Genomic DNA, 26,326 nt, shown 5'->3' on the forward strand with positions numbered 1-26,326 from the left:
CGCCGATCCGGAAGGAAAGACGCGGCCATCCGTAGTATTACGGAAGTACGCGCCTTCCCTCCCTTTCCCCGGCAAGCACCGGGGCACATTCGGATTACTGAGTGACCACCTGGACGCTGTCCTCTACCCAGATGGTGCTCGTTCCGAAGCTGTAGACGTCATAGACATGCCCTTCGGAGACGGTCTGCCCCTGAAGATTGGCCGTCATCATCGTCACGCGATCCTCGGCATCGCCGCTGATCACGAGCGGATCGGTGCCGGTCACCGCCAGCACGCCGTCGGTGGTCAGCGTCAGGGCGTGCCCGCCGTCGTTGGTGCCCAGGTCGATCCGCTCGATGTTGTGGACGTTGGTCGACCCGTCGAGCAGCGCCGTGGCGGTGTTGATCTGGAGCACGTCGATGCCCGCGCCGCCATCCACCAGCGTGTCGAGCGCGTCGTAGATCAGCCGGTCGTTGCCGCCGTTGCCGTGCAGCGTATCGGCCCCTGCCCCGCCATCGAGCAGATCGCCGCCGGCGCCGCCGTTGAGCGTGTCCGCGCCGCCGAAGCCATAGAGCTGGCTGCCGCTCGCCGAGCTGGCGTTCAGCACGTCCGCGCCCGCCGTGCCGTTGACCGTGGTGCCGGGCACTTCGATCGTGATGTCGAGCTGCGCGCCCGCCGTCCCGCCGGGATAGGCCAGGCTATAGTCGAACACGTCGTGCAGGTTCGCCGGCGCGGCCGGATCGTAGCTCAGCACGGCATTCGGCTGATAATGGTAGCTGCCGTCGGCATAGACGGTGAGCGTGCCATAGGTGCCGGCCACCTGGACGCCGTCGGCGTCCATCGGCGTGAGCGTCGTTCCATGCCCCACCGCCAGATCGGCAAACGGCACCGACTGCGCGTCGTTGGCGAGCAGGTTGCCTTCGACGCTGTGCGACGTGAACTGGTTGAGGTGGGTGACGTTCTGCTGCAACGAAATCGCAGTGGTGAAGCTGACGCCGCCGACCCCCGCGACCGCTTCGCTCGCCGTGATTGCGACATTGTACGCTCCCGACGCCAATTGGCCGGGGATCGTGATGTCGGCGGCGGTTATGCCGGTGGTCAGAAGCGCCGTCTGGCTGGTGGTGTAGACCACCACGCCGCCGGAGTTCGTGACCGTCACCGTATAGGTGGGAAGCACGCCGGCGCCGAGGCCCGTGGCATTGGTGACCTGAAGATGCAGCGTGGTCGACGAGGTCGCGTTGCTCTCGACCGTGAAGCCGACGTTGGTGCTGGCACTCACCGTGCCGACCCCCACTATGTTCCCGTTGGCCACGAGGTTGGGATAGTTCTGCGAGGCGGTCGAATTATACGTCGGATCCAGGATGGCGGCGGTACCGCTGTCGTCCGCTGCTGCGGCAGGCGCGACGGCGTCGCTTCCCGGCGCGGCAGGATCCCAGATCAGCGTCGCATCCGGGCTGCCGACGTGGATGTAGAGGTTGGCGCTCTCGGTCCCCGCGCTGGACGAGACCGTGTACTGGAAGGTCTCTGCCTGGCCGATGTTCGCGGGATTGTTCGCCGGCGTGTAGGTGTAGCTGCCGTCGGCGTGGACCGTCAGCGTGCCATATTGGCCGTTGATCGTCTCGCCATCGGCGTCGACCGGCGTGGTGACGCCGTTGAAGGTGACGCTCTGCACCACCGCGCCGACGGGTGCCGTGTCGTTGGCAAGCAGGTCACCATTGACCGCGATTGCCGTGGACGTGGGCGGCAGGGTGTAGTTGTGATCGACGCCGTTGACCGTCAGGCTGCCGAGCAGGTTGGCGTCGAGCACGCTGGTGTCGCTGGCCATGAACGCGCGGTAGGTCCCGCCGTCCAGGGTCATGCTGGCGACCACGTCGCCGTTCAGCAGGCCCACCGTGAGCAGGCTGTAGTTCGAGTCTCCGCCGACACCCACCCACTGGCCGTCGATCAGCTCCTGCACCACGATGTGGAAGCCGCTGAGCGCCCCAAGGTTGATGAGCGCATTGTAGGAGAAGACCGCGTCCAGCTGGTGCCCGTTGGCCACGCTGAAATTGGCCGTGGGCGTGCCGAGGAGCTGCAGGTCCACCAGGTCCCCCAGCGCCGCGACGCCGACGAGATAGCTGGCGTTGACGGCAGCCATGTTGCTCGAGGGCACGCTGAGGTCGATCGACGCGTCGCCGATGTCGTTGACCAGCGCGACCAGGTCGGGCGCTCCGACGGTCGTCGGGAGCGACGTGTTGCCCGCCAGGTCGGTCTGGGTGACGACCACCGTCTCGCCGTTGGTCTGCGGCGTGGCGAGCGTCACCGTATAGGTGCCGTCGCCGGCGACATTGCCCTGGCCCAGCACCGTGGTGCCGTCCGCGGCATAGACGATGACATGCGCGCCCGCCTCACCGGTGCCGGTGACCGTCGCCCCGGTGGCGTCGGTAACGTCCGCGATCGGAGCCCCGGGCGCGGTGGCGTCGACTTGCACCGAATAGGTGCCCGACGAGCCGGTGTTGCCCGCCGCGTCGGTCGAGCGCACCTCGAAGCTATGCGTGCCGTCCGCCAGCGTCGGCGCCTGGTAGGTCCAGTTGCCGCTCGCGTCGGTCGGCACGGTGCCGACGAGCACACCGTCCTGGTAGATGGCCACCTGGCCGTTGAGCGTCGAGCTGGTGCCATGCAGCGTCGGCGTGGCATCGTTGGTCAGCCCGCCGTTCGCGACATTGCCGACGATCCCCGCCACGCCGTCGTCGACTGCGGTGATCGCGACCGTCGGGGCGATCGTGTCGACTGTGAAGCCGGTCGCCGCCGATACGGTGCCGCCGTTGATCGCGGCGGTCACCGAGCCGGCGCCCTGCGCCAGCGAGGCCGCCGGCACCGTGACGGTGACGAAGCCGTTCGCCAAGTCCGCCGCCGTCACAGCCACCGGCGCCTGCGCGGTGCCGTTGTAGGTTACGGTCACGCTGTCGCCTGCATTGGTGTTGGGCTGGAGCGCGACCTGCACCTGGACACCGTTGGCCGCCTCGGCGCCGTTGACCCAGCCGTCGCCCGCTTCGGGCACGGTGGCGACCGGCGCGCCGGCGTCGACCGTCTCGGCGTCCGCCGGACTGGTGTTACCCGCCGCATCGGTCGCGGTGGCGCGCACCACCGTGCCGTTCGAAAGCGGTGCGGCGGGCGTGACGCTCCAGTTGCCCAATCCGTCGGCGACGTCGGTGCCGATCACGTTGCCGGCCCCGTCCCTGACAGTGACGGTCGCGCCGGCTTCGGCCGTGCCGCTGACTTCGGTGCCGGCGGTGGGGCTGATCACCGGAGCCGGGGGCGCCGAAGAGTCCACCGTCGCGGTGGCTGCAGGCCCGGTATTGCCGGCCGCATCGGTAGCGGTGGCGTTGACCACCGTGCCGTTCGCAAGCGGAGTTCCCGGTGTGTAGCTCCAATGGCCCGTGCCATCGACCGGGATGCCGGCCGCGATCACGGTGCCCGCGCCGTCGGTGAGGGTGACGCTGCTGTTGGGCTCGGCGGTGCCGGTGACGGGGCTGCCGTCGGTCGGCGCGATCGTCGGGGCGAGCGGAGCCACCCCGTCCACCGTCGCAGTGGCGGCAGGGCCGGTATTGCCGTTGGCATCGGTCGCGGTCGCACTGACCACCGTGCCGTCAGCCAGCGGCGACGCCGGCGTGTAGCTCCAGTGGCCCGTACCATTGACCGGAACCCCGGTTGCGATCACATTGCCCGATCCGTCGGTGAGCGTGACGGTGCTGTTGGGCTCGGCCGTGCCGGCGACCGGGCTGCCGTCGGTCGGCGCGATCACGGGCGCAGCCGGTGGGAGCGCGTCGACGATCGCCGAGTCGGGCGGGCTGATGTTGCCGGCCGGATCGGAGGCAGTGGCGCTGAGCACGGTGCCGTCGGCAAGCGGCGTCGCCGGCGTGATGCTCCAATTGCCCGAGCCATCGGCGACGTCGGTGCCGATCACATTGCCCGCGGTATCGGTGACCGTGACCGTCGCGCCCGGCTCCGCAGTGCCGATCACGCTGTTCGCATTGGCGATGCCGATCACCGGCGCGTCGGGCGCGACTGCGTCGACGGTGGTGCTGGCGGGTCCCGAGCTGTTGCCCGCCGGATCGGTCGCAGTCGCGTTGACGACGGTGCCGTCGGCAAGCGGCGTCGCCGGCGCAAAGGCCCAGCTGCCGTCGGGCGCCGCCGTGGTCGTGCCGATCGGATTGCCCGAACCGTCGGTGAGCGTCACCGTGGCGCCGGGCTCCGCGGTGCCGGTCAGGGCCACGCCGTCGGTCGGGTCGATCGTGGGCGTGCCTGGCGCGACTGCGTCCACCGTCTCGGTGTCCGGGCCGCTGGTGTTGCCGGCCGGGTCGGTCGCGGTGGCGCTGACCACCGTCCCGTCGGCGAGCGGCGAGGCCGGGGTGACGCTCCAGTTTCCGGACGCATCGGCGACGTCGGTGCCGATCACATTGCCTAGCGAGTCGGTCACCGTGACGGTGGCGCCGGCTTCGGCGGTACCGACGATCTCGGTGCCGTTGGTCGGATCGATCACCGGTGCCGCTGGTGCGATGCCGTCGACGATCTCGGTCGCGGCTGCACTGTCGGTGCCCAGGCCGTTGGTGGCGACGGCCGTAACCACCGTGCCGTCCGGCAGCTGCGCGCCGGGCGTGTAGCTCCAGTTGCCCGATCCATCGACAAGGATGCCGGTTGCGATCTGGGTACCGTCCGCCGTGAGCGTGATGGTATTGCCCGCGTCCGCCGTGCCGACGATCTCGGTGCCGTTGGTCGGATCGATCACGGGGATCGAGGGCAGCGATGCGTCGACGGTCTCGGTGCCCGGGCCGCTGGTGTTGCCCGCGGCGTCGGTTGCGGTGGCGCTGACCACGGTACCGTCCGTGAGCGGCGAGGCCGGCGTGACACTCCAGTTGCCGCCGGCATCGGCGACGTCGGTTCCGATCACATTGCCCAGGCTGTCGGTCACGGTGACCGTCGAACCGGGTTCGGCCGTGCCGACCAGCTCGGCGCCGTTGGTGGGCGCGATGACGGGGGCAGCAGGTGCGATCGCATCGACCGTCTCGGTGTCGGGCGGGCTGACATTGCCTGCCGCGTCGCTCGCAGTGGCGCTGACGACGGTGCCGTCCGCCAGCGGCGACCCCGGCGTGACGCTCCAGTTGCCCGAGCCGTCGGCGACGTCGGTGCCGACCGGATTGCCCAGGCCGTCGGTCACCGTGACCGTCGCGCCGGGCTCGGCGGTGCCGCTGACTTCGGTGCCGTTGGTCGGCGCGATCACCGGCGCTGGCGGCGCGACCGCATCGACGGTGGTCGCCGCCGGCGCGCTGACATTGCCCGCCGGGTCGACTGCGCGCACCTCGAGCACGGTGCCGTCCGGGAGCGGCGTGGCCGGCGTAAAGGTCCAATCCCCCGCTCCATCCGCCGTCGCCTGGCCGATGGGCGTGCCATTGGCATAGACGATGAGGATGTCGGCGCCGGGCTCGGAGCCGCCGGTGATCACCGAACCATTGCTTGGATCGATCGTCGGAGCAGCCGGTGGCGCCGAGTCGACGGTGGTGCTGGCAGGGCCGCTGGTATTGCCGGCGGCGTCGGTGGCCGTGGCGTTCACCTGCGTGCCGTCCGGCAAGGGCGTGACGGGCGTGAATGCCCAATTGCCCGATCCGTCCGCCGTCGCAGTGCCGATCGGGGTGCCGTCCGCCTGAGTCAGCGTGACCGTGGCGCCCGGTTCGGCGGTGCCCTCGAGCACCGTTCCGTTGCTGGGATCGAGCACCGGAGCGGTCGGCGCCAGCGCGTCGACGGTCTCCGTGTCGGGACCGCTGATGTTGCCTGCGGCGTCGGTTGCAGTGGCGCTGACGGTCGTGCCGTCGGCAAGCGGCGTGCCTGGTGTGACGCTCCAGTTGCCCGAGCCATCGGCGACATCGGTGCCGATCACAGTGCCCGAGCCGTCGGTGACGGTGACCGTCGCGCCAGGCTCGGCAGTGCCGCTGACTTCGGTGCCGTTGGTCGGCGCGATCACCGGTGCGCCCGGGGCGACTGCGTCGACGGTCTCGGTATCGGGACCGCTGACATTGCCCGCGGCGTCGGTCTGCGTGGCGCTGACGACCGTGCCATCGGCAAGCGGCGAAGCAGGCGTGACGCTCCAATTGCCCGATCCGTCGGCGACGTCGGTGCCGATCAGGTTGCCCGAACCATCGGTGACGGTCACGGTTGCGCCCGCTTCGGCGGTGCCGCTGACTTCGGTACCGTTGGTCGGAGCGATCACGGGTGCCGCCGGTGCGCTTGCGTCCACGGTCTCGGTATCGGGACCGCTGGTGTTGCCTGCGGCGTCGGTTGCGGTGGCGCTGACCACGGTTCCGTCGGCCAGGGGCGAGGCCGGTGTGACGGCCCAATTGCCCGCGCCGTCGGCGACGTCGGCGCCGATCACATTGCCCGAGGCGTCGGTGACGGTGACGGTCGCGCCGGGTTCGGCGGTGCCGCTCACCGCGGCGCCGTCGGTCGGGGCGATCACCGGAGCTGCCGGCGCCACTGCGTCGACGGTCTCCGTGTCCGGGCCGCTGGTGTTGCCCGCGGGATCGGTGGCCGTAGCGCTGACGGTCGTCCCGTCGGCGAGCGGTGCAGCGGGAGTGACGCTCCAATTGCCCGAGCCATCGGCGACGTCGGTGCCGATCACATTGCCCGAAGCATCGGTGACCGTGACCGTCGCGCCGGGTTCGGCGGTGCCGCTGACCTCGGTGCCGTCGGTCGGGGCGATCACGGGAGCAGCGGGGGCCACGGCATCGACCACGGCGGTGGCCGGCGCGCTGACGTTGCCCGCGGCATCGGTCGCGGTCGCATGGACGGTCACGCCATCCGCCAGCGGGCTGGCAGGCGTGTAGGTCCAGTTGCCCGCGCCATCGACCGGGATGCCGCTGGCGATCACCGCGCCCGCGCCGTCGGTCAGCGTGATGCTGGTATTGGGTTCGGCGGTGCCCGTGACCGGGCTGCCGTCGGTCGGCGCGATCGTCGGGGCCGGCGGCGCGGCGGCGTCGACCGTCTCGGTGTCGGGCGCGCTGGTGTTGCCTGCGGCGTCGGTCGCCGTCGCATTCACGATCGTGCCATTCGCCAGCGGGCTGACAGGCGTGTAGCTCCAGTTGCCCGAGCCATCGACCGGAATGCCGCTGGCGATCACATTGCCGGCGCCATCGGTGAGCGTCACGCTGGTGTTCGGCTCGGCAGTGCCCGTGACGGGACTGCCGTCGGTCGGCGCGATCACCGGAGCGGCGGGTGCCACTGCGTCGACGGTCTCCGAGTCAGGCGCGCTGGTGTTGCCCGCCGGATCGGTTGCCGTCGCATTCACGACGGTCCCGTCCGCAAGGGGCGCCGCCGGCGTGACGCTCCAGTTGCCCGAGCCATCGGCGACGTCGGTTCCGATCACATTGCCCGAGCCATCGGTGACCGTGACCGTCGCGCCGGGTTCGGCCGTGCCCGAAATCTGCGTGCCATTGGTGGGATCGAGGACGGGTGCCGCCGGAGCCACTGCGTCGACCGTCTCGCTATCCGGCGCGCTGGTGTTGCCCGCAGCGTCGGTCGCGGTCGCGCTGACGGTCGTGCCGTCGGCGAGCGGCGCAGCCGGGGTGACGCTCCAGTTGCCCGAGCCGTCGGCCACGTCGGCGCCGATCACATTGCCCGAAGCATCGGTGAGCGTCACCGTCGCGCCAGGTTCGGCAGTGCCGCTGACCTCGGTGCCGTCGGTCGGGGCGATCACCGGCGCAGCGGGAGCCGCCGCATCGACCACGGTGGTGGCCGGTGCGCTGACGTTGCCGGCGGCATCGGCAGCGGTCGCATTGACCGTCGTGCCGTCGGCAATCGGCGTCGCCGGCGTGTAGCTCCAGTTGCCCGCGCCATCGACCGCGATGCCGGTCGCGATCACATTGCCCGCGCCGTCGGTCAGCGTGACGCTGGTGTTCGGCTCGGCAGTGCCCGTGACGGGACTGCCGTCGGTCGGCGCGATCATCGGCGTTCCGGGCGCGACGGCGTCGACCGTCTCGGTATCCGGCGCACTGGTGTTGCCCGCGGCGTCGGTGGCCGTCGCGCTGACCGTCGTGCCATTCGCCAGCGGCGCGGCAGGCGTGACGCTCCAATTGCCCGAGCCGTCGGCGACGTCGGTTCCGATCACATTGCCTGCGCCGTCGGTGAGCGTGACGGTTGCGCCAGGCTCGGCGGTCCCGCTGACCTCGGTGCCGTTGGTGGGATCGATGGCGGGGGCAGCCGGGGCGGCGCCGTCCACGACCGTGCTGGCAGGCGGGCTGGTGTTGCCCGCGGCGTCGGTAGCGGTGGCGTTGACCACGGTGCCGTCGGCAAGCGGCGCGGCAGGCGTGACGGACCAGTTGCCTGCGACATCGGCGGTCGCCGTGCCGATCGGGTTGCCCGAGCCGTCGGTGAGCGTAACGACGCTGCCGGGCTCGGCGGTCCCCGCGATGGGGTTGCCGTCCGTCGGCATGATCGTCGGCGCTGCCGGCGCCACGGCGTCGACCGTCACGCTGGCCGCCGGACCGGCCTCGCCTTCGCTGTTGCTGGCCGTGGCAGTCACGACCGTGCCATCGGCGAGCGGCGACGCGGGGGTAACGCTCCAGTTGCCCGAGCCGTCGGCGACGTCGGTCCCGATCACATTGCCCGAAGCATCGGTGACGCTGACCGTCGATCCAGGCAGGGCCGTGCCCGAGATTTCGGTGCCGTTGCTCGGATCGAGCACGGGCGCCGGCGGGGGAGGCAGCAGATCGGGCGCCGTCGCGGTGACCGGCGTGCTCTCATTGCCAGCACCGTCGGTGACGGTGACTCTGACCGTCTCGCCATTAGTCAGCGGCGGATCGAGCGGCGCCGTGAAGCTGCCATCGGGGCCTGCGGTGACGCTGGTGTCGGGGGTGCCGTCGCCGTTGGTGTCGACGCCGACGCTCGCGCCAGGCTCGGCGCTGCCGGTGACGGCGGTGCCGTCGGGCGTGACCGTCACGCCGGTCGCCGGCGCAGGCGGCGTGGTATCGGGCGCCGTCGCGGTGACCGGCGTGCTCTCGTTGCCGGCGCCGTCGGTGACGGTGACTTCGACCGTCTGACCGTTGGTCAGCGGCGGGTTGATCGGGACCGTGAAGCTTCCGTCGGTGCCGACGGTGCTCGTCGCGTCGGGCGTGCCGTCGCCATTGGTGTCCACCTGGACCGTTGCGCCGGGCTCGCCATGGCCAGTGACCGTAGCGCCGTCGCCCGACACCTGAACGTCGGTTGCCGGCTGGGGCGGAGTGAGGTCGGGGGCAGTCGCGGTGGCCGCGGGGCTCACATTGCCCGCCGCGTCGCTGACCGTCACCGAGACGTGCTGCGCATTCGCGAGCGGGGGATTGAGCGCGACCGTGAAGTGGCCGTCGGCCCCGATCGCCGCGGTATAGTCGGCGACGCCGTCGCCGTTCACGTCGATGCGCGCAGTGGCACCAGGCTCGCCATTGCCGCTGAGCTGCGTGCCGTTCGCGTTGAAGGCGAGCCCGGTTGCAGCTCCGGGAGGCGTGGTGTCGGCGGTCGGCGTGGGCGTCGGAGTCGGGGTAGGCGCGGGTGTTCCGCCACTGTCGCCGCCGCCGCCACCCGCCGCGGCCGCCGCAGCGCCGGCAGCGAGCAGGCCGCCGCCCGCGATCGCGCCGGCACCCAGGCCACCGCCGCCGGCCGCCGCCGCGACGAGCGGGCCGATCGAAGCGAATTCGGCAGAAGTTCCCTCGGCGGTATAGGCTGCGGTGAGCACACCATCGGGGCTCGTGACGAAGTCCGCGGCGAGCAGCTGATCGTTGTCGTCCACCAGGTACAGGTGCGACTTGTGGTCGTCGGAGCCGTAAAAATCAGCAATACGAAGCGTTTCGCCGTTCTTCAGATGAACGATCAGGTCCGCGCCTTCGCGCGTATAACCCGATACCTCCGATGGAGTAAGCGAAAGGGCGACATAGTCGCCCGGCTTGATGCCGATCTTTCCGGATACTTTCTGCGCCTTGGCAGTCCGGAGTTCTTTTGCATCCGAAACGATCTTTGCAACGAGTTGCATACGCCCATCTCCCAAGGCTTCCACGCAGCATTTTATTTTTGTGCGACCGCAACTTAGGAATGCGAGAGAGAACCTTTATGGGACACGTTTCAATATCAAATTAGGTTAATTTACGTATGTTTACACACGGATCTTGGAAGACGATCCGCTGTAATTACTGGAAACCAAAGGGAAAAGGCCGTTAAGCGCAATGGTTGCGCTCCTTTGAATCGGCGACTCAAGCGGTATAGGAACGCAAGCTCGCGCCCCTCGCCTTCACGATTGCGAAGCCAAAAAGGTTTCGGTACCGTTCCGGCCCGCAACTTTGCGGGACCGACTCGGAGGCGCGGCTAGCGCGCGTCCTTCACGAAGAAGCGATCGACGACGTTCTGCGCGAGCCGCGCAGGGCGCAGCGTCTCGGCGTCGAGGCAGCACCAGCTCGACTTCACTTCCGCGAGCACTTCCGAGCCCCGGCGAATCACCGTCTCGTAAAAGGCGCGCGCGCCGTGGACCTTTTCGAGAAGCAGCGTGGCGACCACGTCGTCCTCGAGGAAGGCCGGGCGGCGATAGGTGATCTCATGCTTCAGCGCGACCCAGAGGTGGCTCGACACCGCGTCGGGCGGCGCGAGCTTGCGCCAGTGGCTGATCACCGCTTCCTGCACCCATTTGAGGTAGCTGGCATTGTTGACATGGCCCATGAAGTCGATGTCGTCGCTGGCGACTTCGATGCGGAACTCATAGGGCGTGGCGGCAGGAAGCATGGCTGCATATCCTATCGCAACGCGGCCCTTCGCGCGACTCGTTTTCCCAGCGGACTCGCGGAAATCCGCGGTTTCGGGCGCGACTCCAGCTTGCCGTAGCGGCAGGCCGCACCGCCACGCGCACGCAACCGGACAATCCCTTAGGGTGGCTCCCTTACTATTACGTCAGGGATACTGATGCGAGAGACGCCGCGAAGCCCCGAGGGTCGCAACTTTGCGGGACTTTGGCCGGGCGGCGTATCCCCCTCTTCCGCCGTCCGGCCTTCCTATCGCGCGAAGCGGCCAGGCAGATAGCGCTGCGGGTCGACCCCTGCGAGCGAGGGATCGGGCGTTCTCCCCAGGAGCAGCGCCGCCGCCATGCGCGCCGCCGCGGGCGCGGTCTGGATGCCGAAGCCGCCCTGCCCCGCGCACCAGAAGAAGCCCTCCCCTTCCGCATCGAAGCCATAGACGGGCAGCCGGTCGGGCGCGAAGCTCCTGAGGCCCGCCCATTTGTGCTCGAGCGCAGTGACGCGCCAGTCGACGACATGTTCGAAGCGGTCGATCGCGGTCGCCACGTCGATCGCCTCGGGCGCGGCGTCGCACGCGTCGGTGGGGATCTCGTCGTGCGGGCTCAGCCAAAGCCGACCGCCGGCCTCGGGCTTGAAATAGAAGCTTCCCGCCAGATGCGCGACGAGCGGCAGCGCGGAGGGGGGCGCAGGGTCGGTGCGGATCTGCACCATGGTGCGGCGATAGGGCTGGATGCCGATGGGCGCCACGCCCGCCAGCCGCGCCACCGAATCGGCCCAGGCCCCCGCGGCATTGACCAGCACCGACGCCTCGAAACGCCCGGCGCGGGTCTCGAGGTGCCAGCCGCCGGGCGCGCGCTGCGCAGCCTGGAGCTCGGCGGAAACCACCAGCTCGGCTCCCGCACGCCGCGCGGCCGCGAGACCTGCGGCATGAAGTCCGCCCACGTCGATATAGGCGCAGCTCGGCTCCAGCACGCCGTAGCGCCATTCGTCGCGCAGCCCGGGAAGCGCCTCGCGCGGATCGACCGCGCGGAGCTCGACGCCGCTCCCCTCGAATTCGGCAAGGAAAGCGTCGACCGCAGGCTTTTCCCCGGCGCGCGCGATATGGAGCGAGCCAAGCGGCGCAAGGAAGCCGCCGGCCTCCAGCGCGGGCCCCGAGGCGGTCGTCAGCGGCTGGACGAAGGGGCCGCCATAGGTCTCGGACCAGAAGGCGGCCGAGCGGCCGGTGGCGTGATAGCCCGGCCGGTCCTCGCCTTCGAGCAACAGCACACGCGCGTGCGGCGCGAGCTCGGCCGCGAGGCTCGCGCCCGCGATCCCCGCGCCGACGATCGCGACATCCCAGCGGATCAAGGTTGGGGCGCCCGCGCCGCCAGGAACTGGTCGATCTCGCCCAGCGCCCGGTCGCGCACCGGATCGGCCTCGCGCAGGATCTCGTGCGCGCTCTCCTTTTCGAACACGACCATGCGTGCGTCGCGCAGCCGGGGGCCGATCGCGAGCGCCCCGCGCGCGTCGACCAGTCCGTCGTGCCGGGCGACCAGCATCAGCACCGGCACGTCCATCGTCTCGAGCCGCGGATCGGCGGCGAGCTCGCGGTTCGAGCGGAAGCCCTCGATCACCCAGCGCCAGCTCGGCGGTCCGGTGAGCAGCTCGGGCTGCTGCGTCTGCCACCAGATCTCGTCCGAATAGCGGTCCGGATCATGCGTGAGCAGCGATGCGCGCGTCTCGGTGGTATAGGGCTTCTCGTTGCCCTTCCATGCCGGGCGCGACGGATTGCCCAGACCGCCCAGCAGCCGCGCGGCGCGCTCGCCGAACGGGCCGAAGGGGCTCTTGAAGCGCAGCATGGGGGCGACGAGCACCGCCGCATCGGGCCGGATCACGCCCTCGACCAGCGCGCGCAGCAGCAGGTGCCCGCCCATCGAATGGCCCATCGCGACATGGGGCCCGGGCGTCGACGCGCTCCATTCGGCGTAGAAGTCGCCGAGGTCGGCGACGTAATCGCCATAGTCCTCGATATGGCCGCAATTGGCGGCGGGGGTGAGCCGGCCCGAGCCGCCCTGCCCGCGCCAGTCGAACGACCGGATCGACCAGCCCTGGGCGTGCCAGTGCGCGAAGGACTCCAGATATTTCTCGAAGATGTCGCCGCGGCCGCCCTGGAACAGGATCGAGCCGCGCCGAGCGGGGCCTTCGGCGGGCCAGTCGAAGACGCGCAGGTCCCAGCCGTCGCGGGCCTTCCAGCGCTGTACCTTGGAGCCCGCCGGGAGCGCGCGGCGGTCGATAGGGGAAGTTGCCATGGGTCGTGGTTACGTTTTGATAAGCCGTCGCGTCTAGGCATTTGCCGTCATGGGGGCGGCGATTCCAATCTTTCTGCTCGGCGCGCTGGCGCTGCTGCTGGTCTCGGCCGGGATCCAGGACGCGCGCACGCGTGAGATCGCCAATTGGAAGAACGGCGCGATCGCGCTGCTGGCGCCGGCCTGGTGGTGGGCGAACGGGCTCGCGCTCTGGCCGGACGTGGGCGTGCAGATCGGGGTGGCGGCGGTCGTCTTCGCATTGTTCGTCGGCGCCTATGCGCTCGGCCAGATGGGCGGCGGCGACGTCAAGATGATCGGGGCGCTGGCGCTGTGGCTGCCGATGCAGCCGCTCGTCTGGATGCTGATCTGGATGTCGCTTCTCGGCGGCGCGCTGACGCTGCTGATGCTCGCCGAGCGCCGGATTCGGCGGCGCGAAACCGGGCCGATCGAGGTGCCTTATGGCGTGGCTATCGCCTTGGCCGCGCTCCTGATTCTTCGCGAACCGATTTTTAACCAGTTTTCGTGATGCTTAGCCCCAGCTCGGCCCGGGGCGGGCACGATATGTGGAAGGCCTGAAGCGAAATGGATGCACGCAAGCTCATTCTGCTCGTCGGCGCGCTGCTGGTCGCAGCGGTGACGGCATTCATGGCGCGCAGCCTGATGACGGGCTCGGCCGCGCCGACCGCGGGTGCCGCGCCGGCGGCGACGCCGGAGAACAGCACCGAGGTCATGGTCGCCACGCGCGCGCTGCCGGTCGGCACGATCCTCGACGCGCAGGCGGTCAAGTTCGTCGCCTGGCCGAAGGAGCTCATCGAGGGCGCCTATTATGTCAAGGGCGAGGCCGATCCCACCAAGCTGCAGGGCACCGTGGTGCGCTTCGCGATCCCCGCGGGCCAGCCGATCACCCAGGGCGCGCTGGTCAAGCCCGGCGATCGCGGCTTCCTCGCCGCCGCGCTGGGTCCGGGCATGCGCGCGATCACGGTTCCGGTTTCGGCGCAGAGCGCCGTCGCGGGCTTCGTCTTCCCGGGCGATCGCATCGACCTGATGCTGACGCAGACGGTCTCCGGCGGTGGCGACGGCCCGCCGCTCAAGGCCGCGGAGACGATCCTGCGCAACCTGCGCGTGCTCGCGACCGACCAGCGCACCGACAAGAAGACCGACGATCAGGGTAACACCGTCGTCGACACCTACTCAACTGTAACACTCGAAGTGACTCCCAAGATCGCCGAAAAGATCTCGGTCGCGCAGACTGTGGGCTCGCTTTCGCTGTCGCTGCGCTCGATCGCCGACAACCAGGGCGATCTGGAGCAGGCGATCGCGGACGGCGCAGTCGACGTGCCCGCCGATGGCGATCCCAAGAAAGAAAAGGAAATGCTGGATCGCGTCGCCGCGCGTCCGATCGAAGGTGAGACGACCTTCGCGACCGGCGCCGACGTCTCGCGCTTCCAGCGTCGCACGGTCCCCGGCAAGGCTGCCGATTCCGCGCCGGCGAGCCAGCCCACCGGCGCCTATCCGGGCGGGCAGGCTCCCAAGGGCCCCGTGATCCTGATCGCACGCGGCAACGCCGTCACCGAAGTCCCAGTCGGGGGTAAGAACTGAGATGCGAAGCAAGATTCTCCTGCAGCGGACCGCGGTTGCCGCAGCGACGCTCGCGATGCTGTCTGCCCCCGCCGGGGCACAGCAGGCCCGCTCGGGCCAGAGCGGCACCCGAGCCCGCGTCGCCCAGCTTCCGGTCGGCACCCAACGCCCGACCCGCGAAGTCCTGCTCTCGGTGGGCGAAGGCGAGCTGATCACGCTTCCCGCCAGCGTCGCGAATGTCTGGGTCTCGAACCCCGACGTGGCCGACGTCTATGTCACCAACCCGCGCCAGATCCACTTGTTCGGCAAGAACTTCGGCGAGGCGACGGTGTTCGCCACCGCCGCCAACGGCAGCGTAGTCTATTCGACCAACGTGCGGGTGAGCCAGAACATCACGTCGATCGACAAGATGCTCAAGGCCGCGATGCCGGACGCCGACATCAAGGTGACCACCGTCGGCCAGCTGGCAGTGCTCACCGGCACCGTCGCCTCGCCGGACGACATCGAGCAGGCCGCGCGGCTCGTGACGGCGCTGCTCAATCCCGGCGTCGACGTCTCCGATCCAAATGCGTCGCTCAAGATCGGCGTGTTCAACCGGCTCAAGACCGCCACTCCGTTGCAGGTGCAGCTCCAGGTGCGCTTCGCCGAAGTAAGCCGCAGCTTCATCAAGAACGTCGGCGTCAATTTCGCCACGCGCGACAACACCGGCGGCTTCATGTTCGGTCTGGGCTCGGGCCGCATCCCCGGCGCTTTCACGCAATCGGATCTCGCCAAATTTCCCACCGCGCAGATTCCGCTGCCGGGTGGCGGCTACATCACCGGTGCCTATGACCCCGCCACCGGCCAGTTCGTCAATCCGCGCAGCACGACAGTGACGGACATCGCAAAGGGTGCCGAGCACACGACGCTCGGGCTCGGCGGGAAGCTGTTGGGGCTCGACATCCTGTCGGCGATCGACCTTGGTGAGCAGATCGGCCAGGTGACGACGCTCGCCCAGCCCAATCTAACCGCGCTTTCGGGCGAGAGCAGCACCTTCCTGGCGGGCGGCGAGATCCCGATCCCGATCAGCCAGGCGCTGGGCACCGTGTCGGTCGAGTACAAGCAATATGGCGTGAGCCTGGCCTTCACGCCGACCGTGCTCTCCGATGGCCGCATCTCGATGCGCGTGCGCCCCGAAGTCTCGCAGCTTTCCTCGGCCGGCGCAGTGCAGCTCAACGGAGTGACCATCCCGGCGCTCACCACGCGGCGCGCGGAGACGACGGTCGAGCTCGGCTCGGGCGAAAGCTTCATGATCGCGGGCCTGCTCTCGAACGATCACAACAACTCGATCGACAAGGCACCGGGGCTGGGCGACGTGCCGATCCTGGGCGCGCTGTTCCGTTCGAACGGCTTCCGTCGCAACGAGACCGAGCTGGTGATCGTGATCACCCCCTATCTGGTGAAGCCGGTCAACGCGAACCAGATCGCGCTGCCGACCGACGGCTACAAGGCGCCGGACGACTTCCAGCGCATCTTCAACGGCCAGCTGAGCTCCGGCGTCAGCGGCGGCCAGCGGCCCACGCCGAGCATGGCGACGCCCGCAGGCACACCGGCGGTGGGTGCGCTCGCGCCCGCGCCGCTGGCGCCCGCTGCTCCCAACGAGCGCTCGGCCGATGCGCCGGTCAAGGCACCCGCCCCCTCCCAGTCGAAGAAGAAGGGCGGCGCGGCCGCCCCCGGCTTCGGCTTCTGATCCCGAGGAGACAGCAATGTACGCGCGCTTCACTCCCCTCCTCCTTCTGGCACCGGCGCTGCTGCTGAGCGGCTGTGGAAGCCAAAATGGCGGGCTGGAATCGGTTCACCAGCCGGTCGTTCAGCGTAACGACTACGTGCTCGATCTGCAGGCGGCGGGCAGCGGCCTCGCCGCGGGCGAAGCCGAGCGGCTCGCCGGCTGGCTGGCCTCCATGGAACTGCGTTACGGTGATCGGATCGCCGTCGACGATGGCGCCGGCGGCAGCACCGCGCGCGACGAAGTCGCGGCGCAGGCCAATCGCTATGGCCTGATACTCTCGGAGCAGGCACCGGTGACGGTGGGCCAGATCGCCCCCGGCACGGTTCGCGTCGTGCTGACGCGCATGACTGCCTCGGTGCCCGACTGCCCGAACTATTCAGGCGACTACGCGCCCAACTATTCGCAGAGCACCAGCCCGAACTTCGGCTGCGCGATCAACAGCAATCTGGCGGCGATGATCGCCAATCCGGCCGATCTCGTGCGCGGCGCCCCCGGCGCCCCCACCGCCGATCCGCTGAGCGCGACCAAGTCGATCCGCGCGCTGCGCAGCGCCAGGCCGACCGGCAATGGCGGCACTGCGGTCAAGTCCGAATCCACGGGAGCCAATTAAGTGAACGCGCCCTTCCAACCCGGCCGCGCCAGCCACCGCGAACCGTTCATCGCCTTCGTCTGCGACGAGACCACGGCGGAGGTCCTCCGTCCGATCGCCGTCGAGCTCGGCTGGTCGCCCGAGAAGGTCAACAAGGGCGGGCTGCGGAACGCGGTCCAGACGCTTTCGGTGTCGGCGAGCCCCAACATCCTGTTCGTCGATCTCTCGGAGAGCGGCGACCCGCTCAACGACATCAATGCGCTCGCCGAAGTCTGCGAACCCGGCACGATCGTGATCGCGTCCGGGCAGGTCAACGACGTGCGCCTCTATCGCGACCTCGTCGCCAGCGGCATCCACGATTATCTGCTGAAACCCCTCAACCCCGATGCGCTGCGCGACGCGTTCGGCCAGGCCCAGGCGGCGCTGGCCGCGCCGAAGCTGGCCGAGGCCGGCACCGACCGTCCGCATTGCAGCGTGGCGGTGATCGGGACGCGCGGCGGCTGCGGCGCCTCGACAATCGCGACTTCGCTCGCGTGGCAGCTCAGCGAGAAGCATGCGCGCGCGACCGCGCTGCTCGACCTCGACGTGCATTTCGGAACCGGCGCGCTCGCGCTCGACCTCGAGCCGGGCCGCGGCCTGACCGATGCGATCGAGAATCCGAGCCGCATCGACGGGCTGTTCATCGAGCGCGCGATGGTGAAGGCGTCCGAGCGGCTCGCGGTGCTCTCGGCGGAGGCGCCGATCAACTCGCCGATCCTGAGCGACGGCGCAGCCTTCTACCAGCTGCAGGAAGAGATGCGCGGCGCGTTCGAGTGCACCGTGGTGGACCTGACGCGCGCGATGCTGGTCAACCATCCGCACCTAATCGCCGACGTCCAGGTGGCGGTGCTGGTGACCGAGCTCACGCTCGCCGCCGCGCGCGACGCGATCCGCCTGCTGAGCTGGTTCAAGTCAAACGCGCCGCAGACTCAGGTGATCGTCATTGCCAACAAGGTTCATCAGCCCGCAATGCTCGAAATCAGCCGAAAGGACTTCGAGGGCTCGATCGAGCGCAAGATCGACATCGTGATCCCGTTCGAGCCGCGCCTCGCCGCGCAGGCCGCCAAGCTGGGCAAGCCGCTCGCCGAAGCGGGCAAGAACGCCAAGTCGCTGGCCCCGTTCATGGACCTGGCGCGGCGGATCACAGCGATCACCGACTCCGGCGATCACGACGACAAGCCGGCCAAGGGCGGCAAGTCGGGCAAGGCCGCAGGCAAGGGCACCTCGCTGCTGGGCAAGCTCAGCGAGATCAAGGTGAAGATGCCGGGCAAGGCAAAGAAGTAACTGGGACCGGCGGCTCCGGCTGCCGGGCAATATGGGTTCGGAGGCGCAAGCGGCATGGAATTGCTGCCGATTTTGATGCTTGGCGGGGGCGCCTTCTTGGTGCTGGCGCTCGTCGTGCTCGCCTTTTCGGGGCCCTCCGCCGCGCGCGCGAGCACGCGACGGCTGTCGAGCGTGCGCGAGCGGCACTCGCTAAGCCCCACCGGCGCGTTGGCGATGGAAGCGCAGATCCGCCGCGTCACTTCGACCCGCGCGACCGGAATGGACGCGGCGGCGTCGCGGCTGCTGCCCAACCCCGCGCTGCTCCAGAAGCGCCTGGCGATGACCGGAAAGCCCTGGTCGCTCGGTCAATATGGCCTGGCGACCGCCGGCCTGATGATCGTTTCCGCAGCAATGCTGTGGCTCAAGGGCGCGCCGATCTGGCTCGCCCTCTTCCTGGGGCTGTTCGTCGGGCTGGGGCTGCCGCATTTCATGGTCGGCTTCTTCATCAAGCGCCGCATCACCCAGTTCACCACCAAATTCCCGGACGCGATCGAACTGCTGGTGCGCGGCCTGCGCTCCGGCCTGCCGATCACCGAGACGATGGGTGTGGTGGGTCAGGAAGTCGCGGGACCAGTGGGCGAAGAGTTCCGCTCGGTCTCGGACAAGATGAAGATCGGCCGCACGCTCGACGCCGCGCTTCAGGAGACCGCGGACCGGCTGGGGACACCCGAGTTTCAGTTCTTCACCATTACCATCGCGATCCAGCGCGAGACGGGCGGCAACCTGGCAGAGACGCTCGCCAACCTGGCCGAGGTGCTGCGCAAGCGCGCCCAGATGAAGCTCAAGATCAAGGCGATGTCGTCCGAATCCAAGGCGTCGGCGCTGATCGTCGGCGCACTGCCGTTCGTGGTGTTCGGCATGGTCTGGTTCATCAACAACAACTACATGGCCAACTTCTTCGAGGACCAGCGACTTATGGTCGCGGGCGGCGGCGGCCTCGTCTGGATGGGGATTGGCGCCTTCATCATGCACAAGATGGTCAGCTTCGAGATCTGATGCGATGACTCCTCCTCCCTCCGGTCCGACCTTGCTGGGCGTCGATGTCATGTGGGTGGCGACGCTGCTCTCCGGCGTGGCCGCCTTCGCCGTGCTCTTCGCCATCTACACCGCCACCACGGTGCGCGACCCGATGGTCAAGCGCGTCAAGGCGCTCAACGACCGCCGCGAGCAGCTCAAGGCGGGCATCACCGCCTCGACCTCCAAGCGCCGCGCCAAGCTGGTCCAGAAGAGCGAGACCACGGACAAGATCCGCGCCTTCCTCTCGTCGCTCAAGGTGCTGCAGGACGAGCAGGTCAAGACCGCGCAGATCAAGCTGCTCCAGGCGGGCATCCGCCGCAAGGAATGGGCAGTCGCCGTGATCTTCGGCCGGCTGGTGCTGCCGATCCTGTTCGGCGGCATCATGGGCTTCCTGGTCTATGGCACCGACACTTTCGCCGACTGGACGGCGTTCAAGCGCTACGGCCTCGTCGCCGGCTCGCTGATCCTCGGCTACAAGGGGCCCGACCTCTACCTGAAGAACCGCATCACCAAGCGCAGCGACGCGATCCGCAAGGGGCTTCCCGACGCGCTCGACCTGCTCGTCATCTGCGCCGAGGCGGGCCTGACCGTGGACGCAGCCTTCGCCCGCGTCTCAAAGGAACTGGGCAAGGCCTATCCCGAACTCGGCGAGGAATTCTCGCTGACCGCGATCGAGCTGGGCTTTCTCACCGACCGCCGCCAGGCGTTCGAGAATCTCGCCATGCGCATCGACCTCGACGCAATCCGCGGCGTCGTCACCACGATGATCCAGACCGAGAAATACGGCACGCCGCTCGCCTCGGCGCTGCGCGTGCTCTCGGCCGAGTTCCGCAACGAGCGCATGATGCGCGCCGAGGAAAAGGCCGCGCGCCTGCCCGCGATCATGACCGTACCGCTGATCCTGTTCATCCTGCCGGTGCTGTTCATCGTGATCCTGGGTCCGGCCGCCTGCTCGATCAACGACGCGCTGATCGCGCATTAAGCGCCGATCATGAGGGTGGCGCCGGGCCGCCGCGCGGAGTAGCTTTGCCCACCGCACGAGAGGTGGAGGGCAAGATGCAGCTATTGCCGTTCGAGACACTCACGCAGTTCGTCGCGCTTGGGCTCACGCTCGTGGCCGGCTGGATCCTGGGCCTCGCAAGCCATTCGGGCGCCCGCAAGTGGCGGGCCCGACTCAACGAAGCCGAAGCCGAACACGCCCGCTACCGCAACGTCGCCGAGCAGGACCTGCGCGAGGCGAACCACCGCATCCGCGTGCTCGAGGACGAGAATGCACGGCTGGGCGGCAGCCTGGCACGCGCGCCGCTGCCGGAACGCCACCCGGACGACCGCCCCGACCGCTATTGAGTCATGCCGGCAGGGATGACGGGCAGGATCAGCGCCTGAGCGCCGCCTGCGCCGCCGCAAGCCGCGCGATCGGAACGCGGTAAGGCGAGGCCGAGACGTAATCGAGGCCGGTCTTCTCGCAGAAGGCGATCGAGGCGGGATCGCCGCCATGCTCGCCGCAGATACCGAGCTTGATGTCCGGGCGCGTCGCCCTGCCCCGCTCCGCCGCCAACGCGATCAGCTCGCCGACGCCCTCGACGTCGAGGCTGACGAACGGGTCGCGGGCATAGATGCCCTTCTCCACATAGGTCGTGAGGAAACGCGCGGCGTCGTCGCGGCTGACGCCGAGCGTGGTCTGGGTCAGGTCGTTGGTGCCGAAGCTGAAGAAGGCGCCGGCCTCGGCGATCTCGCCCGCACGCAGCGCCGCGCGGGGCAGCTCGATCATCGTGCCGACGAGATACTCGATCGTGCGGCCCTTCTCGGCGAACACCGCCTGGGCGGCCTTGTCGACCACGGCCTTCATCAGCTCGAGCTCGCGCTTGGTCGCGACCAGCGGGATCATGACCTCGGGGATCGGCGCGGCGCCGGACTTCTCGGCGACGGCGATCGCGGCCTCGAAGATCGCGCGCGCCTGCATCTCGTAGATCTCGGGGAAGGTCACGCCGAGACGGCAGCCGCGGTGGCCGAGCATCGGATTGAACTCGTGTAGCTCGGCGGCGCGGCGCTTGAGCGTCTCGACATCGAGCCCCGCGGCCTCGGCGACCTCGGCGAACTCGGCCTCCTCGTGCGGCAGGAACTCGTGGAGCGGCGGATCGAGCAGGCGGATCGTCACCGGCAGCCCGGCCATGACTTCGAAGATCTCGACGAAGTCGCTGCGCTGCTCGGGAAGCAGCTTGTCGAGCGCGGCGCGACGGCCGGCCTCGTCCTGCGCGAGGATCATCTGGCGGACGGCAGTGATGCGGTTGGCCTCGAAGAACATGTGCTCGGTGCGGCAGAGGCCGATGCCTTCGGCGCCGAAATCACGCGCGGTGCGGCAGTCGAGCGGAGTCTCGGCATTGGTGCGGACCTTGAGCCGGCGCTTCTCGTCGGCCCATTGCATCAGCGTGCCGAAATCGCCGGCGAGTTCGGGCTGCACCGTGGGGACGCTGCCCAGCATCACTTCGCCGGTCGCGCCGTCGATAGTGATCGTGTCATCTTCCCGAACTTCGCGCTTACCGACGCGGAACAGCTTCTCGCGGGCGTTGATCGCCAGGGTGCCGGCGCCGGAGACGCAGGGGCGGCCCATACCGCGCGCGACCACCGCGGCGTGGCTGGTCATGCCGCCGCGCGCGGTGAGGATGCCCTTGGCGGCGTGCATGCCGTGGATGTCCTCGGGCGAGGTCTCGACGCGGACCAGGATGACGCTCTCGCCCGCCGCGGCGGCCTTTTCGGCGCTGTCGGCGTCGAACACGACCCTGCCCGAGGCCGCGCCCGGCGAGGCGGGCAGGCCCTTGGTGAGCACGTCGCGCGGCGCATCGGGATCGAGCGTCGGGTGGAGCAGCTGGTCGAGCGCCGCCGGATCGACGCGCAGGATCGCCTCCTCGCGCGTGATCAGCCCCTCGTTCGCCATGTCGACCGCGATCTTGAGCGCGGCCTTGGCGGTGCGCTTGCCCGAGCGGGTCTGGAGCATCCACAGCTTGGCGCGCTCGACCGTGAACTCGATGTCCTGCATGTCGCGATAGTGGTTTTCGAGCGTGTCGAAGACCTGGGCGAGCTGCTGGTACACCTCGGGCATCGCCTCTTCCATCGAAGCGGGCTTGGCCCCTGCCCGCTCGCGCGCGGCGCGGGTGAGATATTGCGGGGTGCGGATGCCGGCGACGACGTCCTCGCCCTGGGCGTTGATCAGGAACTCGCCATAATAAGCGCGCTCGCCGGTGGAAGGGTCGCGAGTGAAGGCCACGCCCGTCGCCGAGGTGTCGCCCATGTTGCCGAAGACCATCGCCTGGACGTTGACCGCGGTGCCCCAGTCGCCGGGGATGTCGTTCAGGCGGCGATAGACCTTGGCGCGTTCGGACTGCCACGAGCCGAACACCGCGCCGATCGCGCCCCAGAGCTGATCGTGGACGTCCTGCGGGAAAGGCTTGCCCCACAGCTCCTCGACCAGGCCCTTGTACTCGGCGACGAGGCCCTGCCAGTCCGTGGCCGAAAGCTCGGTGTCGAGCTGGAAGCCGCGGTCCTCCTTGGCGATCTCGAGCGCTTCCTCGAAGCGGCCGTGATCGAGCCCGAGCACCACGTCCGAATACATCTGGATGAAGCGGCGATAGCTGTCCCAGGCGAAGCGATCGTCGCCCGAAGTCGCCGCGAGCCCCTGCACGGTCTGGTCGTTCAGCCCGAGGTTGAGCACCGTGTCCATCATGCCGGGCATCGACACGCGCGCGCCGCTGCGGACCGAGACGAGCAGCGGATCGGCGGCGTCGCCGAACTTCTTGCCGGTGATCGCCTCGATATGCGCGATGCCGTTCGCGACCTCGGCCTTCACGCTATCGGGGAAGGTCTCGCCTTCCTCGTAATAGCGAGTGCACATCTCGGTGCTGATCGTGAAGCCCGGGGGAACGGGGAGGCCGATCGAGGCCATCTCCGCCAGGTTCGCGCCCTTGCCGCCGAGTAGGTTCTTGTCCCCTGCCCCGCCATCCGAAACACCGCCGCCGAAGCGGTACACGTACTGCGTCATCCAAACTCCTTTAGGCCGTGAGCGCTTCCCGGGGAGGGAAGTTCCGCTACCGCAGCCGCGAACGAGGCGGAAGCGCTGATCGCGTTGTCAGAAAACAGCAATTATTGCCCACCAGTCACAAAATTCTTGCGAATCCTGAAACTAGATTTCCTGACAGCGCAATTTTGTTTCAGCCCTCGATCCGTGAGAAATCGGCGACCTTGTGCACTGCAGCACGCATGCGCGCGAGCAGATCGAGACGAGCCGTGCGCTTCGCCGGATCGGAGTCGTTCACCGTGACCTTGTCGAAGAAGGCATCGATTGGCGCGCGCAGCGAGGCGAGCGCAGCCATGGCGCCTTCGAAGTCCTCGCGCTCGATCGCGGCGGTTGCGACGGGCTCGGCCGAATCGAGCGCCGCGATAAGCGCCTGCTCCTCGGGAAGGGGCGTGTAGGACAGCGAAATCCTGCCCCCTTCGCGCTCCTGCGGAAGCAGGAGCCCAGAGTCGTTCGGGTCAGAGCCACCCTGGGCTCCTGCTTCCGCAGGAGCACGGGGAGGCCATTCCTCCTTCTTGAGGATGTTGGCGGCGCGCTTGTAGCCGGCGAGGAGATTGGCGCCGTCCTCGGTGGTGACGAAGGCTTGCAGCGCGTGAACGCGGGCGAGCAGGCGGACGAGATCGTCCTCGCCGCCAAGCGCGAACACCGCGTCGATGAGGTCGTGGCGGACGCCGGCTTCACGCTGCTGGACCTTGAGGCGGTCCATGAGGAAGGCGATTGTTTCGACTAGCGTCGCTGCATTGTCGCGGTCACTCTGCTCGACCGGCACGCGGGCGATGGGATCTCCCGGTAAGGTCACAGAAGGGAAAATGTCCCGGATAATAGACCGCCTCAAGTCCGCGTCCGAAACACTGCGGAGTGCCGGTGAGATCTCATCCAACTTTGCCTGCAGTGCACGGCGATAAATCGGTCCGAGCACACCGAACATCGCTTCCATCACCGCTGGTGTGAGCGAAACCCGCAACTGATTATTGAGGATCAGAGATGCGATAGCGATGCCCGCCCGTCGCAAAGCGAAAGGATCCTTCGAACCGGTAGGTCGCTCGTGCACGGTAAAAAATGCTGCCAGCGTATCCAGCTTATCCGCGAGGCTCACCGCCACCGTCACCGGTGCGGTGGGGACTTCGTCGCCCTGGCCGACCGGCTTGTAATGGTCGCGGATCGCTTCGGCGACCGCCGGGTCCTCGCCCTGGGCTGCGGCGTAATAGCCGCCCATCAAGCCCTGGAGCTCGGGGAACTCGCCGACCATGCCGGTGACGAGGTCAGCCTTGGCGAGGCGGGCTGCGCGTTCCGCGAGGTCTGCCAAAAGCCCTCTCCCCTCAGGGGAGAGGGTTGGGAGAGGGGCAGTTTCGGCAGGCGCGGCGCCGGAGGATGACTCCCCCTCTCCCCGACCCTCTCCCCGGAGGGGAGAGGGAGAAGAAGGGACGATCCCCTCTTCCACCAGCCAGCGCGCCAGCTTGGCCACGCGCTCGACCTTGTCGGCGACGGTGCCGAGCTTTTCGTGGAAGACGATCTTCTCGAGCTTCTTCGCCTGCTCCTCGAGCGCGACCTTGAGGTCGGTCTCGTAGAAGAAGCGCGCGTCGCTGAGGCGGGCGGCGAGGACCTTGCGGTTGCCCTCGACGATCTTCTCGCCGCCGTCGGCCGCGTCGATGTTCGACACGCAGACGAAGGCGTTGGCGAGCTTGCCCGCGCTATCGCGGCAGACGAAATATTTCTGGTTCACGCGCGCGGTGAGCTGGATCACCTCGGGCGGCACGCTGAGGAAATCTTCGTCGAAGCGGCCGAGCAAGGGCACCGGCCATTCGGTGAGGCCGGCGTTCTCGAACAGCAGCCCCTCGTCCTCGACCAGGCTGAGGCCGGCCTTTTGCGCGGCCATCTTGGCGCCCAGCGCGATGATGCCGCGGCGTTCGGCGCCGTCGACGATGACGTGGCAGGCGCGCAGCTTCTCGACATAGTCGGAGGGGCCGCCGATCGTGATCACGCCCGGGTGGTGGAAACGGTGGCCGACGGTGGCGGCGCCGCTGCGGACGCCGGCGACTTCGCAGTCGACCACGGTCTCGCCGAGGATCGCGACGATGCCCTGCAGCGGGCGGACCCAGCGCAGGCTCTCGGTCGAGAGCGAGGCCTGGCCCCAGCGCATCGACTTGGGCCAGGGGAAGGCGCGGATCACCGCGGGGATCGCCTCGGCGAGCACTTGCGCCGTGTCGCGGCGGGGCTTGTCGACGATCGCGAAGAGCACGCCGTCGCGCTCGACGAGTTGGTCCTGGCTGAGGCCGGTCTTGCGGAGAAAGCCTTCGAGCGCCTGCGGGGGTGCGCCGACGCGCGGGCCCTTGGTCTCCTCCGAGACGGCGGCGGTCTGCTCGGGCAGGCCGCGCGCGATCAGCGCGAGGCGGCGCGGGGTGGCGTAGGTGACGGTCTCCGCGGCCTTGAGCCCGGCCTTGTCGAGCTCGGCGGCGAACAGGCGGGCGAGATCCTCGCGCGCCTTTTCCTGCATGCGCGCGGGGATTTCTTCGGAGCGGAGTTCGAGGAGGAAATCGGTCATTTTGACTCACGCGGAGGCGCGGAGGCGCGGAGAAGGGAAGAAGATTGGTTCACGCAAAGGCGCAAAGGCGCGGAGATGTCGCGTTGCGCGGCAGCGTCAGCCGCCTTCAAAAGCGTCGGCAGCTTGGGGATCGGGCGGATCTGAAGGCCGCTGGCGCGGCGGGGCGACGATCTCCGTGCCTTTGCGCCTTCGCGCCTTTGCGTGAGAAAATCCTGCTCACACGAAGCCACGAAGCCACGAAGAAGGATTTGGTTCACGCGGAGACGCGGAGACGCGGAGATGTCGCGCTGCGCGGCGGCGTCAGCCGCTCTCGAAATCGTCAGCGGACTGGCGATCGGGCGGATTTGATGGCCGCTGGC

Annotated in this window: 14 protein-coding genes; 8 read left to right on the top strand and 6 right to left on the bottom strand. The window is 68.8% G+C overall.

Translation table 11 applies throughout. The features are described 5' to 3' along the window. Positions 1-94 precede the first annotated feature (94 nt). From J7500_RS15165 to J7500_RS15180, 4 genes are all read right to left on the bottom strand, one after another. Entirely contained in the window at positions 95-10,009 is a 9,915-nt protein-coding gene (locus J7500_RS15165) for a BapA/Bap/LapF family large adhesin (protein ID WP_294062717.1), read from the bottom strand. A 329-nt stretch (positions 10,010-10,338) separates the two neighbouring features. Further along, positions 10,339-10,749 (bottom strand): thioesterase family protein, encoded by a 411-nt coding sequence (locus tag J7500_RS15170; protein ID WP_294062719.1) that lies wholly within the window; start codon positions 10,747-10,749, stop codon positions 10,339-10,341. 266 nt (positions 10,750-11,015) lie between these two features. Then, positions 11,016-12,104, bottom strand: coding sequence for an FAD-binding oxidoreductase (locus J7500_RS15175; RefSeq protein ID WP_294062720.1), 1,089 nt, complete (start codon positions 12,102-12,104; stop codon positions 11,016-11,018). After that, entirely contained in the window at positions 12,101-13,045 is a 945-nt protein-coding gene (locus J7500_RS15180; protein ID WP_294062722.1) for an alpha/beta hydrolase, read from the bottom strand. The genes J7500_RS15175 and J7500_RS15180 overlap by 4 nt, the downstream gene beginning before the upstream one ends. A gap of 49 nt (positions 13,046-13,094) precedes the next feature. Between J7500_RS15180 and J7500_RS15185 the strand changes: the two genes are divergently transcribed. The 8 genes from J7500_RS15185 to J7500_RS15220 all read left to right on the top strand — a co-directional run bounded on the left by J7500_RS15185 (position 13,095) and on the right by J7500_RS15220 (position 20,703). Then, a complete protein-coding gene (locus J7500_RS15185) occupies positions 13,095-13,568 on the top strand; it encodes a prepilin peptidase (RefSeq protein WP_294062723.1) in 474 nt (157 codons plus the stop codon). Between the two features lie 56 nt (positions 13,569-13,624). Continuing rightward, positions 13,625-14,641 (top strand): Flp pilus assembly protein CpaB, encoded by a 1,017-nt coding sequence (cpaB, locus tag J7500_RS15190; RefSeq protein WP_294062724.1) that lies wholly within the window; start codon positions 13,625-13,627, stop codon positions 14,639-14,641. 1 nt (position 14,642) lies between these two features. After that, the gene (locus tag J7500_RS15195; protein ID WP_294062725.1) at positions 14,643-16,349 is read left to right on the top strand and encodes a type II and III secretion system protein family protein; all 1,707 of its coding nucleotides are present in this window, start codon (positions 14,643-14,645) and stop codon (positions 16,347-16,349) included. A gap of 16 nt (positions 16,350-16,365) precedes the next feature. Beyond that, positions 16,366-16,998 (top strand): CpaD family pilus assembly lipoprotein, encoded by a 633-nt coding sequence (locus tag J7500_RS15200; RefSeq protein WP_294062726.1) that lies wholly within the window; start codon positions 16,366-16,368, stop codon positions 16,996-16,998. Beyond that, positions 16,999-18,300 carry a pilus assembly protein CpaE gene (locus tag J7500_RS15205; protein WP_294062727.1) on the top strand — a complete coding sequence of 434 codons (1,302 nt, stop codon included), beginning with the start codon at positions 16,999-17,001 and terminating at the stop codon, positions 18,298-18,300. It abuts the gene before it with no gap. A gap of 54 nt (positions 18,301-18,354) precedes the next feature. After that, a complete protein-coding gene (locus J7500_RS15210) occupies positions 18,355-19,335 on the top strand; it encodes a type II secretion system F family protein (protein ID WP_294062728.1) in 981 nt (326 codons plus the stop codon). Between the two features lie 4 nt (positions 19,336-19,339). Then, on the top strand, positions 19,340-20,338 hold the full coding sequence (locus J7500_RS15215) for a type II secretion system F family protein (protein WP_294062729.1): 999 nt from the start codon (positions 19,340-19,342) through the stop codon (positions 20,336-20,338). Between the two features lie 74 nt (positions 20,339-20,412). Beyond that, positions 20,413-20,703, top strand: coding sequence for a hypothetical protein (locus J7500_RS15220; protein WP_294062730.1), 291 nt, complete (start codon positions 20,413-20,415; stop codon positions 20,701-20,703). 28 nt (positions 20,704-20,731) lie between these two features. Here the strand turns inward: J7500_RS15220 and ppdK are convergent, their stop codons facing one another. Together ppdK and glyS are read right to left on the bottom strand one after the other, a co-directional pair. Next, positions 20,732-23,392 (bottom strand): pyruvate, phosphate dikinase, encoded by a 2,661-nt coding sequence (gene ppdK, locus J7500_RS15225; protein WP_294062732.1) that lies wholly within the window; start codon positions 23,390-23,392, stop codon positions 20,732-20,734. A gap of 169 nt (positions 23,393-23,561) precedes the next feature. Then, positions 23,562-25,967, bottom strand: coding sequence for a glycine--tRNA ligase subunit beta (gene glyS, locus J7500_RS15230; RefSeq protein WP_294062733.1), 2,406 nt, complete (start codon positions 25,965-25,967; stop codon positions 23,562-23,564). Between the last annotated feature and the right edge of the window lie 359 nt (positions 25,968-26,326).

It is taken from the genome of Sphingomonas sp. (genome assembly GCF_017744835.1).
Classification (GTDB): Bacteria; Pseudomonadota; Alphaproteobacteria; order Sphingomonadales; family Sphingomonadaceae; genus Sphingomonas.

What these genes read in the sequence shown, in the direction of transcription:
- J7500_RS15185 (WP_294062723.1), top strand. Translation starts at nt 13,095, where the DNA reads ATGGGGGCGGCGATTCCAATCTTTCTGCTCGGCGCGCTGGCGCTGCTG.
- J7500_RS15210 (WP_294062728.1), top strand. Translation starts at nt 18,355, where the DNA reads ATGGAATTGCTGCCGATTTTGATGCTTGGCGGGGGCGCCTTCTTGGTG.
- cpaB (WP_294062724.1), top strand. Translation starts at nt 13,625, where the DNA reads ATGGATGCACGCAAGCTCATTCTGCTCGTCGGCGCGCTGCTGGTCGCA.
- glyS (WP_294062733.1), bottom strand. Translation starts at nt 25,967, where the DNA reads ATGACCGATTTCCTCCTCGAACTCCGCTCCGAAGAAATCCCCGCGCGC.
- J7500_RS15215 (WP_294062729.1), top strand. Translation starts at nt 19,340, where the DNA reads ATGACTCCTCCTCCCTCCGGTCCGACCTTGCTGGGCGTCGATGTCATG.
- J7500_RS15220 (WP_294062730.1), top strand. Translation starts at nt 20,413, where the DNA reads ATGCAGCTATTGCCGTTCGAGACACTCACGCAGTTCGTCGCGCTTGGG.
- ppdK (WP_294062732.1), bottom strand. Translation starts at nt 23,392, where the DNA reads ATGACGCAGTACGTGTACCGCTTCGGCGGCGGTGTTTCGGATGGCGGG.
- J7500_RS15180 (WP_294062722.1), bottom strand. Translation starts at nt 13,045, where the DNA reads ATGGCAACTTCCCCTATCGACCGCCGCGCGCTCCCGGCGGGCTCCAAG.
- J7500_RS15195 (WP_294062725.1), top strand. Translation starts at nt 14,643, where the DNA reads ATGCGAAGCAAGATTCTCCTGCAGCGGACCGCGGTTGCCGCAGCGACG.
- J7500_RS15165 (WP_294062717.1), bottom strand. Translation starts at nt 10,009, where the DNA reads ATGCAACTCGTTGCAAAGATCGTTTCGGATGCAAAAGAACTCCGGACT.
- J7500_RS15200 (WP_294062726.1), top strand. Translation starts at nt 16,366, where the DNA reads ATGTACGCGCGCTTCACTCCCCTCCTCCTTCTGGCACCGGCGCTGCTG.
- J7500_RS15170 (WP_294062719.1), bottom strand. Translation starts at nt 10,749, where the DNA reads ATGCTTCCTGCCGCCACGCCCTATGAGTTCCGCATCGAAGTCGCCAGC.